Here is a 16646-nt window from a genome sequence, read left to right as displayed (position 1 = left end):
TTGTACTATATAACAGTAAAAAAAAATCCCGCTATTGCAGGATTTTTAATTTATTTTTTTAAAATTTTCTAATCCTTCTTTAAGCCATTCAAGATACTGGTCAGCACTCGGGGTATACGCTGTTGTATGGTTTAAAAGCTCCATTTTATCATTAACCAAAACATAGAATGGTTGTGAGTTATTTTGGAAATTTAACGTTTGTAATGTTGCCCACTTATCTCCAATAGTCTTAATATTTTTTAAATGACCATTGGCTTTGACAAATTTAAACTGTTCCTCTTTTGGTAATTCTTTTCTGTCATCCACGTATAAAGACACAATAATATAGTCGTCTTTTAGGGTTTGATAAATAGCATCTTGACTCCAAACCTGTTCTTCCATTTTTCTACAGTTGACACATGCCCAACCTGTAAAATCTAACATGATTGGCTTATTTTCTTCTTTTGCTGCTGCAAGACCTTGGTCTATATCCTTATAACAATTTAAACCTAACGGGCAATCGCTATCTTTTTCATAAAGACTATATGGTAAAGGTGGAGGGAAACCACTCAATAATTTTAAGTTAGCATATTTTGTATTAGTCAAGCCAGGAATTAAATAAATAACAAATGCTCCCACTAGAACAGCAAATGATATGCGACTAAAGCTTAACTTTTTTAGTGGACTATCATGCGGAAACTTAATTTTCCCTAATAAATAAAGCAATAGACCAATTCCGATTATAATCCAAATACCGATAAATACTTCACGCTTTAAAAGTCCCCAATGTTTAACTAAATCTGCATTTGATAAAAACTTAAATGCCATCCCTAATTCTAAGAACCCTAAAACCACTTTAACTGAATTTAACCAACCTCCAGATTTAGGTAATGAGTTTAACCATTTTGGAAACATTGCAAACAATGTAAACGGTAAAGCTAAAGCTAATCCAAAACCGCTCATTCCTGCTGTTAATTGCATAGCGCCACCATCACTTGTTAGCGAGCCTGCTAATAATGACCCCAAAATAGGACCGGTACAAGAAAAAGATACAATTGCTAAGGTCAACGCCATAAAAAAGATACCGATAAAACCACCTATTCTAGACGATGTTTCATCCATTTTATTTCCCCATGATGCAGGTAAAGTAATCTCGTAAAATCCAAAGAATGAAAATGCGAAAAAACCTAAAATCAAAAAGAAAATAATATTTAACGTCACATTAGTAGATATCGTGTTTAGTATTTCTGGATTTAATGAATCTAAAAAGTGAAATGGTAATGATAATAACACATATATGATTAAAATAAAAAGCCCATAAATGATCGCGTTGGCTAATCCCTTTTGAGAATTCTCAGCACTTTTTGTAAAAAATGAAACCGTTAAAGGTATCATTGGAAAGACACAAGGCGTTAATAAAGCTATTAAACCTCCGATAAATCCAAGGACAAATATTCCGAAGTTAGTCTCTTCTTTAACCTCTTCCTTTTTGTATTTATCCCAACCAGTAACACCTAAACTAAGTCCTCTTGATTTTTCTAAATCTTGTGGATCAATAGCTAAAGTCTCCACAAGACCTTGGCTTCCATCAAGATTATTTATGAATTGAAATGTCGTTGGCGCCAAACATTTTTCGTCGTCACAAGCTTGATAATATGCTTCCGCTTCAATTTTTTTAATCCCAGGATTTAGTACTTTTATTTTTTGAGTGAATATTGCTTGTTTTTCAAAATAAGTAACATCCATTGCAAACGCATTTTCATACTTTGTAATAGTTTGAGACTCCTCTAGCTTACCAATAGTCTTATAATCTTTATTCTCGTTATCCTTAAAAGTAATCTCAGTTGGAATAGGTCCCATTGGTTCCGTATTATTCTGAGAATAAATATGCCATTTGTCTTCTAACGTTGCAGTATAAACCAACTCATAATCAGTATCGTTTACCTTTTTTATTGCCGACGTCCATTTTACAGGATCAAATATTTTAGATTGCTTTTCTTTTTTTAACTGAAACGTTACAATTTCGCTTTCAAAAATACATTTTGTGTCATCACACGCTTGGAAGCTAATTTCAGCCTCAATCGAAGAGATATTTGGATTTGTAACCTTTATTTTTTGAGTGAATGTTGCTGCATTATCAAAATAAGACAACTCCATTTGAAATACTTTATCAAACTCAGTGATACTCTCACTTTCCACAGCGTTACCAACTAACTCAAAATCTGTATTTAAAACATCTTCCTGATAAAAAAACTCAGTAGGAATTGCGCCTCCTTCAGGTAAAGTCTGAGAATAGACATGCCAATGGTTGTCTATAGTAGCATTATAAGTCAAATTGTATTCTGTGTCAGATATTTTTTCGACTTCAGTGGTCCATTTTACAGGTTTTAATACTTGTGCATTAACAGTAAACGCAGTAATAAAAAATAGTATAAAAGCGGTTATATACTTCATTTTGATAATTTAATTTTTAGTATTGATTTGGTTTGATTGGTTACTTTAAATCTGTCATCTGCACGATGATTAATAACCCAAACTATTTTATCTTGACTACACAATAATAAAACCTTTTTCTTGGCTAACAAAGATAGTTTTTGATCTTTAAAATATTTACTTAACTTCTTTTTTCCTTGCATGCCAATAGGGTAAAAATAGTCGCCTTCCTCCCAATGTCTTACAGTTAATGGTAATTTTAACGTTTCTTTATCAATAAACACCGTCGAGGTATCCGATTTCTCTATACTTTCTGTGGTTTCAAAAGACAAAACGCCTAACGACACATCTACCTCGTTTTCAAAATTAGTAATTAATACAGACCCTTCATTTTCATGCTGACTATCCTCCGTTTTTAATTCACTTAAAATTAAAGTCTCTCTATTTTTAAGTAATTGATGGGTGGCAGAAGACACTTGCTTTCCACTTTGTGCAGTCAACAAATTAACAATATCTGTCCATTGGGTAAATCCGTAATCTTTAAATATTTCGAATAGATATGCTTTAGGATTGCTGACTTTAATAAACTCTGATATTTTATAACTTATTTGGGTATCATCAATATCAATTATTGCACGTTTTAAAACCGCTTGCACACTTTCTTCTACAATATCTGCTGTATCATTAAGGTTGTTTAATGTGTTTTTAAAATTGGTTAAAACATTGCTATTTAAAGATTTTAAAACCGGAATAACATCATGTCTTAACTTATTACGCAAGTATTTTGTAGATGCATTACTACTATCTTCTCTCCATTCTATTTTGTTAGACACTGCAAAATCCGCGATAGTTTCTCTAGAAAATGGCAACAATGGTCTTACAATATTATCATTTACTTCCGGAATCCCTTTTAAACCTTCTAAACCTGTTCCTCGAGTCAGGTTAATTAAAAAAGTTTCTAAATTATCATCCGCATGATGGGCAGTTAAAATATAATCAAAACCCAACTGTGCTGCTAACTCCTGAAACCAATCATAACGCAATGTTCTTGCTGCCATTTGGATGGATTCCTTATTACTTTCGGCGTAAGCCTTAGTATCAAAATTCTCAATAAACACTTCTAAATTTAAGCTATCAGCTAAATCCAAAACAAATTTTTGATCACCATCACTTTCAGTACCTCGTAAATTAAAATTACAATGTGCCATTGTAATATCTAAATCAGATTGTTTACATAAATGCGTTAAAATAACACTGTCCAAACCTCCTGAAATAGCAAGTAATAGTTTGCTCTTTTTAAGAAAAGGAAGCGTGTTGTTAATGTGATTTTGGAAGTGTTCTTTTAAGTTATAAGGCATAAGTAAAAAGGCATAAATTATACTGCCAACTTTTTGATTAAAGCATTAAGCATTTTTTCTATTTGTAAAGACAGGCCATTAACATCATTTAAATCGTTGCTTTTTAAAAAATCTAAATTAATTGCAATTTGCAACTGTGTCTGCATTTCGTATAATGATCCTGTAGAAATATTTAAAAACCGAATATATTCCTTGGTGTAATTACGACCATAACCTTCTACTATATTAGATGAAACAGAGATAGCGCTTCTTTTTATTTGCGAAGTTAATCCATACTTTTCATCCTCAGGAAATAGCTTCACTAAGCGATAAACATGAGTTACCATATCTACTGATTTTTGCCAAACTATCAAATCTCTATAACTCTTCATTTAACAAATTTACGTTTTTTTGATCTTTTCGTAATACTTAAAACATTTGCCTTTTTTTTGCCTAATGCCTTTTCCCTGATATCAGATTCACCCTTCTAAAACCGTCCTCATCGCTTTAGCTTTAAGCAAACATTCTTCATATTCGTTTAAAGGATCTGATTTTGCAGTAATAGCGCCTCCAACTGAGTATGACACGTATTTATTACTGGCATTATATAAAATACTTCGGATAACGACATTAAAGTCAAAGTCGCCTGTTGGCGAAATATAGCCGACTGCACCAGAATATAACCCGCGTTTGGTTTCTTCTAAAGTTTCAATAATTTTCATTGCCGAAATTTTTGGAGCTCCAGTCATACTTCCCATTGGAAACGTACTTTTAATAATATCTATTGGATGCGTGTTTTCGGCCACCTGAGAGGTTACTGTAGATATCATTTGATGCACTTGATCAAAGGTGTAAATCTTACATAACTCTTCGACCTTTACACTCCCTTTTGTTGCGGTTTGCGATAAGTCATTACGCACCAAATCTACAATCATCACGTTTTCGCTACGCTCCTTTTGGTCCGAAACTAAGTTGTTTTTTAAAATAGAATCCAATATAAAATCGTCCTCACGTTTTGCGGTACCTTTTATAGGTTGCGATATAATTTTAGTGCCCTCTTTTTTAATGTAACGTTCTGGTGACGCCGACATCAGATATTTATCATTTAGCTTTAAAAACGTCGCAAATGGAGGTTTTGAAATGGTATTGAGTTTATTATAAATCTCTAACGGATTTATAACGGTATCCTCTGCATAAAACTCTTGACAAAAATTAGCTTCGTAAATATCACCTCTGTGTATGTGACCAAGCATGGTTTTAATCTTATCAAAATACGCCTCTTTTTGTATTCTAAGTTCAATTTTAATTGGGGCGTTTTCATTCGGCAATTTGCCACGTCCTTTGTCCTTGTACTGACGTATTTCATTTAAATCCATTTCCACTTCATCATCCACCATTTTTAAATACTGGATTTCGACAGTATCACCTTTAATTAAAAAGATTTTTTTAGGTTGAAAAAAATATAAATCAGGAAATGCTAAACCATCATAATTAGCAGATTTTAAATGCTCTACATCATTTTTTAAATCGTAAGACAAATAACCAAAAACCCAGTCGTTAGCCAACGTTTGGTATTCTTTAAACTGTTCAAACGCATTTTTATAATCCGTTTGAAACCCTGTAAAGGCATCCACAGCTAAAACGGCATCGTAGCTAGAATACTGCTGTTGGTATTGGTTAGAATCCAACCAAACGACATCATCAAATTGCTGACTCCAAGACAATAAATTTTGCTTGAAGTCCTCAGGATTAGTCAGTTTATGTTTTGTCGTTGTTCTCACTATAAAAATGTTGTGTAAAGTTAAACAGAAATGTTAAAAAAAACGAGTATTTTAGTCATGAGATTAAATATAACACAGATGTTTGAACTATCAAATGCCCTATTAAAAATTTCGGTTAAACCGAAAGGCGCAGAATTGTGCGAAATTGCTTCGGTAAAAAATGACAATCAGTTTATGTGGCATGCAGACCCTGACATTTGGGGCAGCCACGCACCCAATTTGTTTCCTATAATTGGTGCTTTAAAAAATGATGAATACACCTTTGAAGCCAAAACATACACATTACCAAAACATGGGTTTATTAGGCATAGTCAAGACATTAAACTAGTAGAACAAACCAAAAACAGTTTGACGTTTAGCTTAATGTACAATGATGACTTACTGAAACAGTTTCCTTTTAAGTTTGAATTTTTAATCACTTACACTTTAGTTAACAATACCTTACAAATAAATCACACGGTTAAAAATTTAGATAACCAAACCATTTATTTTAGTATTGGAGGACATCCTGCTTTTAAATGTCCGGTCTATAAGGATGAAAATTATACCGATTACAGCTTGGTTTTTGAAACTGACGAAACCGCCCAAACCTATGTATTAAATATGGATAATGGTTTAGTTACCAATCAAACAAAACTTGCTTTTGACACTAAAAACAGCATCCATTTAAGACCCAATTTATTTACTGAAGATGCGCTTATTTTCAAGGATTTACAATCTAGACAGGTCGCTTTAGTTAGTAAAACTCATGGCGAAATACTAAATATGACCTTTAAAGACTTTAATTATTTAGGTATTTGGGCAAAACCAAACGCACCCTATGTTTGTATAGAACCTTGGTTAGGTATTGCGGACGCTGAAAACACAACACAAAAACTAATCGAAAAAGAAGGCATTATCAAATTACCACAAAACGAAACCTTTAATGCAAGCTACAGTATACAAATACATGAGCATCATTTAGGGTAAACAAAATATTAGTAGTAATTTTGTAGGCTAAAATAATACGTTTTGAGCTTTAGAGATTTAAATTTAAACACCCCTTTATATAACGCAATTGACGACCTAGGTTTTACGCAGCCAACTCCAATACAAGCAGAAGCTTTTAATGTAGTTGCAAGTGGTAAAGATATGGTTGGTATTGCACAAACAGGTACAGGTAAAACTTTTGCCTACATGTTACCAATACTAAAAAACCTAAAATTTTCTAAGCAAGACAACCCTCGTGTTTTAATTTTAGTCCCTACTAGAGAATTAGTAGTACAAGTTGTTGACGAAATTGAAAAACTAGCAAAATATATAAACACTCGTGTACTTGGTGTTTATGGTGGTACAAACATTAACACACAAAAACAAGCGGTTGCACAAGGTCAAGATATTATTGTTGCCACGCCAGGACGTTTATATGATTTAGCGGTTAGTCGTGTACTACAACTTAAGTCTTTAGAGCGTCTAGTTATTGATGAAGTAGATGTTATGTTAGATTTAGGATTTAGACATCAATTAATTAACATTTTTGATATCCTTCCAGAACGTAGACAAAATATTATGTTTTCTGCAACAATGACGGATGATGTTGACGAATTAATTACGGATTTTTTCACTGCGCCCAAAAAAGTATCTATTGCTATTTCTGGTACACCATTAGAAAATATATCGCAAACAAAATATAGTGTTCCTAATTATTACACTAAACTTAATTTATTAGTACACCTCTTTCAGGATGCTGAAACCTACAATAAAGTTTTAGTTTTTGTGTCAAACAAACGTATGGCAGATCGCCTTTTTGAAGCTTTAGACGAGTTTTTTAATGAAGAATTATGTGTGATACACTCTAACAAAACTCAAAATTACAGATTACGTAGTATCGAGCAATTTAGAGCAGGTGTTAACCGTATTTTGGTAGCTACAGACGTTATGGCTCGTGGTTTAGATATCGATAATGTATCACACGTTATTAACTTTGATACGCCAGACTATCCAGAGAACTACATGCATAGAATAGGTAGAACTGGGCGTGCCGAACGCGAAGGACAAGCTATTGTGTTTTCTACTATAAAAGAACAAGTCGGTCTTGAAAAGATTGAGACGTTAATGCAGATGGAAATTCCTGAATTACAAATTCCTGAAGACGTTGTTATCTCTACCGAATTGATTGAAGAAGAACGTACTGTAATTAAAGAACGTAACAATCCAACCAAACGAAAAGATATTGACGCCCCTGGACCTGCTTTTCATGAAAAATCAGAAAAAAACAGTAAAGAAAATTTAGGAGGTAGTTACAAATTTAAGATTGCTGCCAAATACAAAAAACCTAAAACTAAAGGAGATAAAAATTACAATAAACGTAATAAGAAATAAGAAACACTTAGAGAGTGTCATAAAAAAAGCGAACCAAATGGTTCGCTTTTTTTATGAACTTTATATTTTACAAATTAAGATTATACTAATACCAACAAACACTTTACTTTATTAGATTTAAACTTAGTTAAATCTGCTCGAAGGATCTCTTGTCTTCTGTGAACAAAAGAATACTCCTTTCCTTTTTCTGGATGAGACCTCATAATCCGTAATGACTCAATTTTAACACCACCTTACTTTACATAATAGAAATCTATCTATTCAATTGCTTTTTATTTCAAGCGCAAAAAACCTTTTAAAAGAGCTTTCATTTATTTTTACTAATAATAGCATTCATAGTGCCCATCATAAACACCTTTACCATTGTAATTAGTAATAATTAATTTGTCTTCGTTATCATAATTGTATAAACACGTAAAAAAAACATCCAATAAGAAATACTAACGAGCATGTAACACCACATGTTTCGTGATGTTAATCCGTATTATGCGATGACATTTATTTTGTACATTATCGCATATTACACAATGAAACAAAGCTATAAATCCACCAAAATTAAAAATTTATTAAGTATAAATTTTTATTCTTTTGGCATACCCTCAATATAGTATATAGTCTCGGTTAAGTCTCCTTGCTCATTGAATTTACTCCATTCGCCTTCCTTTTTTCCGCTTAGGTAATTACCCTCTTCTTTCAATATTCCAGTTTTGTAATAAAAATCTTTATATTTACCATTACCTGCACTGCCAAAAGTTGTTTTATAAATCAAGTCTCCATTTGCATTATACACTCTATATCGACCTATTACTAAACCATTTTTATAATTAATAGTCTGCACTAACTTGTTTTCAAGTGCCGTTTTCCAGAATCCATTTTTGTAACCATTACTAAAAAAACCTTGAGTTGTAATACCTGTTGATTCTCCTTTAAAAAATAAACCCATTTTTTTTCTAAAATCTCTAGAATCTAATTTACTAGATTCATTTTCAATTCTTTCTATTATTTTATATTCTACATTATAAAGTTTTTTTTGCATTTTAATAAAACTATAATGCTTCATCCCATCTGTAATTTGAGTTTTCAACTGAAATGAACTGATTCGGATAATTGGAGTTTTTGGTTTTTCCTTTGGTTTTTGTCCAAATGAATACATACAGAATATTAGTAGTATTAAAGTTATTGGTGTTTTCATGTTTTTCACTAATAATAGCATTCATAATGAGCGGAGTATTCCATATCTGTATTGTACTGAGTAACAATTAATTTATCAGGATTATCATAATTGTAAATGGTTATCATGGAGTTTCCATATGTCATATCCTGAAACACCGATCTATCTAGTTTATCGTTTTTGTAAGTATAGAGAAATTTAAAATGAAAACTTATATCATCCTTATTGTCTTTAGCTCGACCAATAGCTTCAATAGTTGTCATTATATTATTAACGTAAGTAAAGCTTGTTTCTTGAACGATATAATAGGGGTCCGTTACATCAGTTGTTGTTATTTTTTTAATCCGTGAATTATCATCCCACTCATAATAATACTCAAGATTCCCTTTATCTATAACTGTAAGCTGTTTTTTTCTATCATATTTCAGATTAAAACTTGAAAATATTGAATCTCTATCATCAGTGTAATCTATAGTCTTTATTTTATTAAATTTATTATAAGAAAGTATTAGACTATATTCTTCACGCGTATCCTTAATCTTTATCCTTTTAGGTATAATTGTATCAGAATACTTATAACTTGAGCTTTCTATTTCATAGCACTCTTTGTTTATATTCTGTCCGCCATAAAGATTACCATTACCTTTAAAGTCTACATTTACTAATCGACCAAAATCATCATAATAAGAGACGTATTGCACCCTATCGTTCTGAGATTTACTATTATCAACAGACTCAATTTTTGAAAAGGGCACTTTATCAACCCCTACAATTGTTTGGGTGATAAAATCATACCTGCCAAGCTCGCATAGTCTTTGACTGTACACATTTAAAGAACTTAAGACTATTAAAAAATTAAAAAGTGTTTTCATTTTAAGTAAATTAATTCACTATGTACGGGTTATAATGATTTCATTTATTAATAGTAGCACTCAAAGTGACTTTGGTATTTATTATCTTGACTTTCTATCGTAATAATTAATTTGTCTTCATTTTCATAATCATAATTGCAAATAACAAAACTTTGATACTTGTTATTAATTATTTTTATACTAGATAGATCTTCATTATTATAAGTATATAAATAAGTGTGGTCTGACACTATAATATTGTTCGTTTTATAACGTCTGGTGGAAGAAATAGAAGAAATTTTATTATTTGTATAAGTAAAGTTTATTTCTCTAATTGTATAAAAAGGATCTGGAATCGTTATTTTTTTTTATACATGAATTTTCATTCCAATAGTAGTTATAAATAATATCCTCTTTTTCTATTGATTTTAGCTGGTTTTTTTCGTCATAAGAATAAATGACTTCAGTGTTTTCAAAATATTTATTTTCAATTTTTTCTATTTTATCGTGCTTGTTGTAATATATAGTGTGTCCATAATTATTTAGACTGTCTATAATTTCTATTTTTTTTGGAGATTCAGTTTCATTATACTTATAAGTAGCCTTTTCTATTAAGAGACAACCAGTATCAATACTTTCTGAATAAGTTGAACCATTTCCATTAAAATCTACACTTGCTAATCTTCCATTAGTATCAAAATTATATGTGTATCTCGTTTGCTTATCAATAGGCATGGTATTTTCAATCAATTTAATTTGAGAAAAATTGTGTTTATCAACACCAATAATTGTGTTAAAATAAAAATCGTATTCTCCATAATCGCATAGTCTTTGACTGTAACTACTACTTATGGTAAATGTGAGTATTAAAAAGGCTAAAAGTGCTTTCATGTGTTTTTACTAATAATAGCATTCATAATGATATCTATAAACACCTTCCTCATCGTATTCAGTAATAATTAATTTGTCTTCCTTATCATAATTGTAACCACGATAACTAGAACTTCCTGTTTTCATATTTGTAGACACAACTTTATCTAATTTATCATTTTTATAAGTAAACACATCAATCCCTCCATAAGCTATTATCTCTTTATTACTTTTAAGTCGACTAAGAATAGTAATAAGAGCTAATCTATTGTTAACATAAGTAAAATTATATTCACCAATTAGTGCAAAAGGACTTGGTATGGTGATTTTTTTTATCCGTGATTTATTATCCCATTCATAATAATATCCATAATCCTTATCTATTGATTTAAGCTGGTTTTTCTTATTATATTCAAAATTATAAGTTGAAAGGACCTCCCCTTTATCATCAGTATAATCAATAGATTTTGTTTTATTCAATGTATTATAATGATACATTAAACTATATTCCATTTGAGTGTCTTGATATTGATTATTCTCTTTAATCTTGACCTTCTTAGGAACAATAGAGTCCGAATAGGTATAACTAACTTTATCTAATTCTTTACAGCCCTCAATCAGGTTTTCACTACTATAACCATTACCTTTAGAGTCAATAGCAATCACGCGCCCAAAACGATCATAATTAACAACATATTGAACACGTTTATTAAATGATTCTGTGTTATCAACGAATTCAATCTTAGAATAAGGAAATTTTTCAATACCCTTTATTGTATTGGAAATAACATCATATCCACCAAAATCACATAATTCCTGACTATAAACATTTAAAGAACTTAAGAGTATTAAAAATTTAAAAAGCACTTTCATATATTTTTACTAATAATAGCATTCATAGTGATATCTATAAACACCTTCACTATCGTAATAAGTAATAATTAACTTGTCTTCGTTGTCATAATTGTATAAACGGTAACTAGAACTTCCTGTTTTAATATTTGTAAACTCAACTTTATCTAACTTATCATTTTTATAAAGAAACACATAAATTCCTCCAAAACGTATTATCTCTTTATTGTCTTTAAGCCGAATAAGACTAGTAATAAGAACTAATCTATTGTCAACATAGGTGAAATTATATTCATCATTTGAGGCAAAAGGACGCCGGTATCGTTATTTTTTTTTTGCGTGATTTACTATCCCACTCATAATAATAACCAAAATCTTTATCTATTGATTTAAGTTGGTTTTGCTTATCATATTCAAAATTATAAGTTGAAAGAACCCCACCCTTATCATCAGTATAATCAATAGATCTTGTTTTATTAAATTTATTATAATGAAACATTAAACTATATTCTTTTTGGACCTCCTGAGATTCGTTAATCTCTTTCACTTTAATCTCCTTAGGAACAATAGAATCTGAATACTTATAAATAAGCTTATCAAGCTTATTATTTGTATTATTAATTTTGAACCTTAAGCCTTTATAAGGCTCTAGAAATCACACGCCCAAAACGATCATAATTAACAACATATCGAATACGCTTATTAAGTGGTTTTGTGTTAACAACATATTTAATCTTAGAATATGGAGATTTTTCAATACCCTCAATTGTATTGGAAATAATATCATATCCACCTATATCGTAAAATTCCTGACTATATATACTTAGAGAGCTTAAGACTATCAAAAAAAATAAAAGCGTTTTCATGTGTTTTCCTTAATAATAGTACTCTAAATGATGTTTATAAACACCTTCACTATCGTAATAAGTAATAATTACTTTGTCATCGTTATCATAATTGTAATCACGATAACTAGAACCTTCTGACTTAATATTAGTATACTCAACTTTATCTAACCTATCATTTTTATATGTATAAATATAGATAGAATAAGTCCTTATTTTATCTATACTATGTTTAAAACGACTAATATGAATTACAGATGCTAATCTATTATCAACATAGGTGAATTTATACTCTCGAACAATATAAAAAGGATCAGGTATGGTGATTTTTTTTATCCGTGATTTGTTATCCCATTCATAATAATAACCATAATCTTTATCTATTGATGTCAGTTGGTTTTTCTTATCATATTCAAAATTAATACTTGAAAATATTTCTCCTTTACTATCAGTATAATCAATAGATTTCGTTTTATTCAATGTATTATAATGAAAAAACAAACTATATTCCATTTGTGTGTCTTGGTATTGATTATTCTCTTTAATCTTGACTTCCTTAGGTATAATAGAATCTGAATATGTATAAATAGCTTTATCTAATTCTTTACAGCCCTCAATCAGATTTTCAATACTATAACCATTACCTTTAGAGTCTATAGTAATCACTCTCCCAAAACGATCATAATTAATAACATATCGAACACGATTCTTAATTGATTTTCTGTTATTTACGTATTTAACCTTAGAGTAAGGAAATTTATCAACCCCTTGTATTGTGTTGGAAATAAAATCATATGTACCAAAACCACATAATTCCTGACTATAAACACTTAAAGAACTTAGAATTATTAAAAATTTAAAAACTACTTTCATGTATTGATTTATTAGTTATTTAAGATCTGTCGGTGCAGAAGGTTTTTGCGTTTTCAAGATCGGTCCAGAAGCTTTTATTGTACTAACAGTTTCCACCTTTTCATGCGGTGGGTATAATGCCACATATGTTTCCTCTGCTTTATAAACCTTTGTTTTACTAAAGTTTTTTTGAATATTATCCTCAACTTCAATATCTATGTGTATTCTAGATTGTATATCTTTTGCAACATTATCTTCATAAACTTTAATTATATTATCCATAAAGTCCGCAGTTGCTTTAAAAGGATCATTCCCTCTAAACAAACCTTTTTTATCCCCATAATAATCCTCGTCGTCGATTGCATCACCTCTATCCTCTATTTCTTCAATTGTATAATATTTAATATCTGTATTTAGCGATTCACATCCGAAACTATGAAAATAATAATTGCCGACGTGAAAAAATCGATTGCCTCCCTTTAAAATTTTTCCGCCTCTACTAATATTACCGTCAATCTTTCCGTCATAAATTCTTAGTCCATTATGTCCTCCATAACTAATGCTTTGACTACCATCTCCATATATTTCTGGTAACCTTTCGTCGTATTTTTTTAAATTTTTAAAAACATTTTCAATTCTTTTTTTTGTTTTTTGCGAATCTGCTATATTCAATTCACTTCCATCACCACTACCACTCTTTTTTAATAAATACCCCTGATACGATCCTGCTTTAGCAGGAGAAGAAAGTGCATCACCGCTAGATACTGATGTATAATAATAATATTTATCTCCAATAGTCATTTTAATAACACTTAATATAGTGGTACCATCATTATAAATTCTAACCATATGGATATGGATTCTTATTATATCACTCTCAACTTCTGGTAGTTCAAATTGAAGTATTTCATTTGGGTAATCTCTTAATGTTATTGTTCCCATAGTTAGTTTTGTTGTTGTTGTTGCTTAACAGCTTTTAGTTTAACCTTAGTAAAATTATCATTTAAGACAATATCACGAATAATATCATCTTCCATCCATTCCCCATTGTACTCAAAATCTATGGCGCTATTATCTAAATCTATATCCGAAATCTCATCCTGCGTATTTTCAGAATTAATAACAAGATAAATTTCTTGATTCTCTTTAATCGTTTTTTCTTCTATAATATTGTTCTCTAAATCTTCAATATGATAACTTAATAATTTCGGCTCGGCATTATCAATAACCGTGTCTTCCGCATTAGCCTCCAAATCCGTAACCTTCCAGTACCACTCAAAAATCTTAGCACCATCTTGCAACATTATTGCTGGAGATAGACGTAAAAACGATTGCATTGGCTGACTGTTTATCCCATCAAATTTTTCTTGAAATTGTAAACAATACACGTCTAAAAGCTCAATCTTCCTTGTTTTTCCAAATACAAACGATTGAGAAACTTCTATTTTAGCTTTTGACAGCATATCGCCTGATGTCATCCATTCAAAAAACAAAGGATCCTTAGTCGATTCAATGACAATATCAAACTGCCCTCCTGTGGTTGTGGCGGACGGATACCCGCTAGCACTAGATTTTTGGTTAAATTTAAAACCAAATTTTAAGACATTAAAAACCTTATCTTCTATATATAGTTTTGCTGAAATACTCATAGTTATATTTAATCAAGGCAAAATAAAGTTTTATCTTATAACTATCAATCTATTAGCCATTTATTTATCAAAAAAAAAGCAAACCGTTCGGTTTGCTTTTCATATTATATATTTTTTGTGATTGCGAAATTTAAATCTACTATCTAAACATGCAAAGCACGATCTCCAGTTGCTGCTAATGCTGCTTCCTTTACTGCTTCTGCAAACGTTGGATGTGCGTGTGACATACGAGAAATATCTTCCGCAGATGCTCTAAATTCCATAGCTGTAACTGCTTCTGCAATTAAATCGGCACAACGTGCGCCAATCATATGTACACCTAAAACTTCATCTGTTTTTTTGTCTGCTAATATTTTAACAAAACCATCTAAGTCCCCTCCTGCTCTAGCACGACCTAATGCTCTAAACGGGAATTGACCAACTTTATAATCGACTCCAGCGTCTTTTAACTCTTCTTCAGTTTGACCAACTGCAGCAACTTCTGGCCATGTGTACACAACACCAGGAATTAAGTTATAATCGATATGTGGTTTTTGACCTGCTAACGTTTCTGCAACAAAAACACCTTCTTCTTCAGCTTTATGCGCTAACATTGCACCTTTTACAACATCTCCGATAGCATAGATATTAGACACATTTGTTTGTAAATGTTCATTAACTTCAACTTGTCCTCTATCGGTTAATTTTACACCAGCTGCTTCAGCATTTAAACCACCAGTAAAAGGCTTACGTCCCACAGATACTAAACAATAGTCTCCTTTAAACTCGACAACCTCTCCTTTTTTGTTTTCTGCTTTAACAATCACCTCATCACCTACACGCTCTACAGACTGTACTTTATGAGACAACATCATTTTAAATTTAGCCTTTTTAAAGACTTTATTCAACTCTTTAGATAATGAAGCATCCATTGTAGGTAAAATTCTGTCTTGATATTCTATTACAGTCACCTCTGCTCCTAAACGTCTGTATACTTGACCTAACTCTAAACCAATAACACCGCCACCAATCACAATCATGTGCTTAGGGATTTCTTTAAGTTTTAAAGCTTCAGTAGAGGTAATGATACGCTCTTTATCTAAAGTAATAAATGGTAAACTTGACGGCTTACTTCCTGTAGCAATAATGGTATTTTTTGCTTCAATTACAGTCGTTTCTTCACCCTCAATAGTAATATGAGTCGCATCTTTAAAACTTCCAACACCAGTAAAAACGTCAATGTTGTTTTTCTTCATTAAAAAGTCAATACCACCTGTTGTTTGATCCACAACAGCTTGCTTACGACCAATCATTTTTTCTAGATTGACTTTGATCTCTCCCGGAATTTCAATTCCATGTTCTTCAAAGTGTTTTGTTGCTTCTTCATAGTGATGCGAAGAGGCTAATAATGCTTTACTTGGGATACATCCAACATTAAGACATGTACCACCTAATGTTGAGTATTTTTCAATAATTGCAGTTTTCATTCCTAATTGTGCACAACGTATTGCGGCTACATATCCACCAGGACCAGAACCTATAATTGCTACATCGTATTGACTCATATTTTTATATTTTTTTTCGCTTTCGCGGAAATTGTTATTGTTAAAACCTAAAACAAAAGTACCATTTTGTCTGATGAATTCCGAATGAACAATGACGAAATTTTCTATATATTTTCCTAAT

Annotated in this window: 15 protein-coding genes; 2 read left to right on the top strand and 13 right to left on the bottom strand. The window is 31.0% G+C overall.

Going from position 1 to position 16646, the window contains the following annotated elements; all coding sequences use genetic code 11:
• Nucleotides 1-45: 45 nt before the first annotated feature.
• From H0I26_RS11230 to H0I26_RS11215, 4 genes are all read right to left on the bottom strand, one after another.
• Nucleotides 46-2433: a protein-disulfide reductase DsbD family protein gene (locus H0I26_RS11230; RefSeq protein WP_218698749.1), complete on the bottom strand. Its 2388-nt coding sequence runs from the start codon at nt 2431-2433 to the stop codon at nt 46-48.
• Entirely contained in the window at nt 2430-3770 is a 1341-nt protein-coding gene (gene tilS, locus H0I26_RS11225; protein WP_218698738.1) for a tRNA lysidine(34) synthetase TilS, read from the bottom strand. The genes H0I26_RS11230 and tilS overlap by 4 nt, the downstream gene beginning before the upstream one ends.
• A 17-nt stretch (nt 3771-3787) precedes the next feature.
• Nucleotides 3788-4141 (bottom strand): four helix bundle protein, encoded by a 354-nt coding sequence (locus H0I26_RS11220; protein WP_218698736.1) that lies wholly within the window; start codon nt 4139-4141, stop codon nt 3788-3790.
• Nucleotides 4142-4228: 87 nt separating this feature from the next.
• Nucleotides 4229-5533: an anthranilate synthase component I family protein gene (locus tag H0I26_RS11215; RefSeq protein ID WP_411268252.1), complete on the bottom strand. Its 1305-nt coding sequence runs from the start codon at nt 5531-5533 to the stop codon at nt 4229-4231.
• Nucleotides 5534-5587: 54 nt separating this feature from the next.
• On the opposite strand from H0I26_RS11215, the gene H0I26_RS11210 reads away from it, so the two are divergent.
• Entirely contained in the window at nt 5588-6499 is a 912-nt protein-coding gene (locus tag H0I26_RS11210) for an aldose 1-epimerase family protein (protein WP_256935111.1), read from the top strand.
• 42 nt (nt 6500-6541) lie between these two features.
• On the top strand, nt 6542-7891 hold the full coding sequence (locus H0I26_RS11205) for a DEAD/DEAH box helicase (RefSeq protein WP_218698732.1): 1350 nt from the start codon (nt 6542-6544) through the stop codon (nt 7889-7891).
• 580 nt (nt 7892-8471) lie between these two features.
• Here H0I26_RS11205 and H0I26_RS11200 read toward each other — a convergent pair.
• The 9 genes from H0I26_RS11200 to lpdA all read right to left on the bottom strand — a co-directional run bounded on the left by H0I26_RS11200 (nt 8472) and on the right by lpdA (nt 16525).
• Nucleotides 8472-9083 (bottom strand): toxin-antitoxin system YwqK family antitoxin, encoded by a 612-nt coding sequence (locus H0I26_RS11200; protein ID WP_218698730.1) that lies wholly within the window; start codon nt 9081-9083, stop codon nt 8472-8474.
• 8 nt (nt 9084-9091) lie between these two features.
• Nucleotides 9092-9934: a hypothetical protein gene (locus H0I26_RS11195; RefSeq protein WP_218698720.1), complete on the bottom strand. Its 843-nt coding sequence runs from the start codon at nt 9932-9934 to the stop codon at nt 9092-9094.
• A 309-nt stretch (nt 9935-10243) separates the two neighbouring features.
• Nucleotides 10244-10804 carry a hypothetical protein gene (locus tag H0I26_RS11190; protein WP_218698718.1) on the bottom strand — a complete coding sequence of 187 codons (561 nt, stop codon included), beginning with the start codon at nt 10802-10804 and terminating at the stop codon, nt 10244-10246.
• 9 nt (nt 10805-10813) lie between these two features.
• Nucleotides 10814-11650, bottom strand: coding sequence for a hypothetical protein (locus tag H0I26_RS11185; RefSeq protein WP_218698716.1), 837 nt, complete (start codon nt 11648-11650; stop codon nt 10814-10816).
• A gap of 623 nt (nt 11651-12273) precedes the next feature.
• Nucleotides 12274-12480, bottom strand: coding sequence for a hypothetical protein (locus H0I26_RS11180; RefSeq protein WP_218698705.1), 207 nt, complete (start codon nt 12478-12480; stop codon nt 12274-12276).
• 30 nt (nt 12481-12510) lie between these two features.
• Complete coding sequence (locus H0I26_RS11175) at nt 12511-13353, bottom strand: hypothetical protein (RefSeq protein WP_218698703.1); 843 nt, start codon at nt 13351-13353, stop codon at nt 12511-12513.
• A gap of 15 nt (nt 13354-13368) precedes the next feature.
• Nucleotides 13369-14274: a hypothetical protein gene (locus tag H0I26_RS11170; protein WP_218698701.1), complete on the bottom strand. Its 906-nt coding sequence runs from the start codon at nt 14272-14274 to the stop codon at nt 13369-13371.
• A gap of 2 nt (nt 14275-14276) precedes the next feature.
• Nucleotides 14277-14981, bottom strand: coding sequence for a type VI secretion system tube protein TssD (gene tssD, locus H0I26_RS11165; protein ID WP_218698699.1), 705 nt, complete (start codon nt 14979-14981; stop codon nt 14277-14279).
• 143 nt (nt 14982-15124) lie between these two features.
• Nucleotides 15125-16525, bottom strand: a complete 1401-nt coding sequence (lpdA, locus tag H0I26_RS11160) for a dihydrolipoyl dehydrogenase (protein WP_218698697.1) — start codon at nt 16523-16525, stop codon at nt 15125-15127.
• Between the last annotated feature and the right edge of the window lie 121 nt (nt 16526-16646).

The sequence above is a fragment of the Olleya sp. HaHaR_3_96 genome, assembly GCF_019278545.1.
In the GTDB taxonomy this organism is placed as follows: Bacteria; Bacteroidota; Bacteroidia; order Flavobacteriales; family Flavobacteriaceae; genus Olleya.
This window is presented reverse-complemented; position numbering and strand designations above follow the sequence as displayed.

What these genes read in the sequence shown, in the direction of transcription:
- H0I26_RS11230 (WP_218698749.1), bottom strand. Translation starts at nt 2,433, where the DNA reads ATGAAGTATATAACCGCTTTTATACTATTTTTTATTACTGCGTTTACT.
- tilS (WP_218698738.1), bottom strand. Translation starts at nt 3,770, where the DNA reads ATGCCTTATAACTTAAAAGAACACTTCCAAAATCACATTAACAACACG.
- H0I26_RS11220 (WP_218698736.1), bottom strand. Translation starts at nt 4,141, where the DNA reads ATGAAGAGTTATAGAGATTTGATAGTTTGGCAAAAATCAGTAGATATG.
- H0I26_RS11210 (WP_256935111.1), top strand. Translation starts at nt 5,588, where the DNA reads ATGAGATTAAATATAACACAGATGTTTGAACTATCAAATGCCCTATTA.
- H0I26_RS11200 (WP_218698730.1), bottom strand. Translation starts at nt 9,083, where the DNA reads ATGAAAACACCAATAACTTTAATACTACTAATATTCTGTATGTATTCA.
- H0I26_RS11195 (WP_218698720.1), bottom strand. Translation starts at nt 9,934, where the DNA reads ATGAAAACACTTTTTAATTTTTTAATAGTCTTAAGTTCTTTAAATGTG.
- H0I26_RS11190 (WP_218698718.1), bottom strand. Translation starts at nt 10,804, where the DNA reads ATGAAAGCACTTTTAGCCTTTTTAATACTCACATTTACCATAAGTAGT.
- H0I26_RS11175 (WP_218698703.1), bottom strand. Translation starts at nt 13,353, where the DNA reads ATGAAAGTAGTTTTTAAATTTTTAATAATTCTAAGTTCTTTAAGTGTT.
- H0I26_RS11170 (WP_218698701.1), bottom strand. Translation starts at nt 14,274, where the DNA reads ATGGGAACAATAACATTAAGAGATTACCCAAATGAAATACTTCAATTT.
- tssD (WP_218698699.1), bottom strand. Translation starts at nt 14,981, where the DNA reads ATGAGTATTTCAGCAAAACTATATATAGAAGATAAGGTTTTTAATGTC.
- lpdA (WP_218698697.1), bottom strand. Translation starts at nt 16,525, where the DNA reads ATGAGTCAATACGATGTAGCAATTATAGGTTCTGGTCCTGGTGGATAT.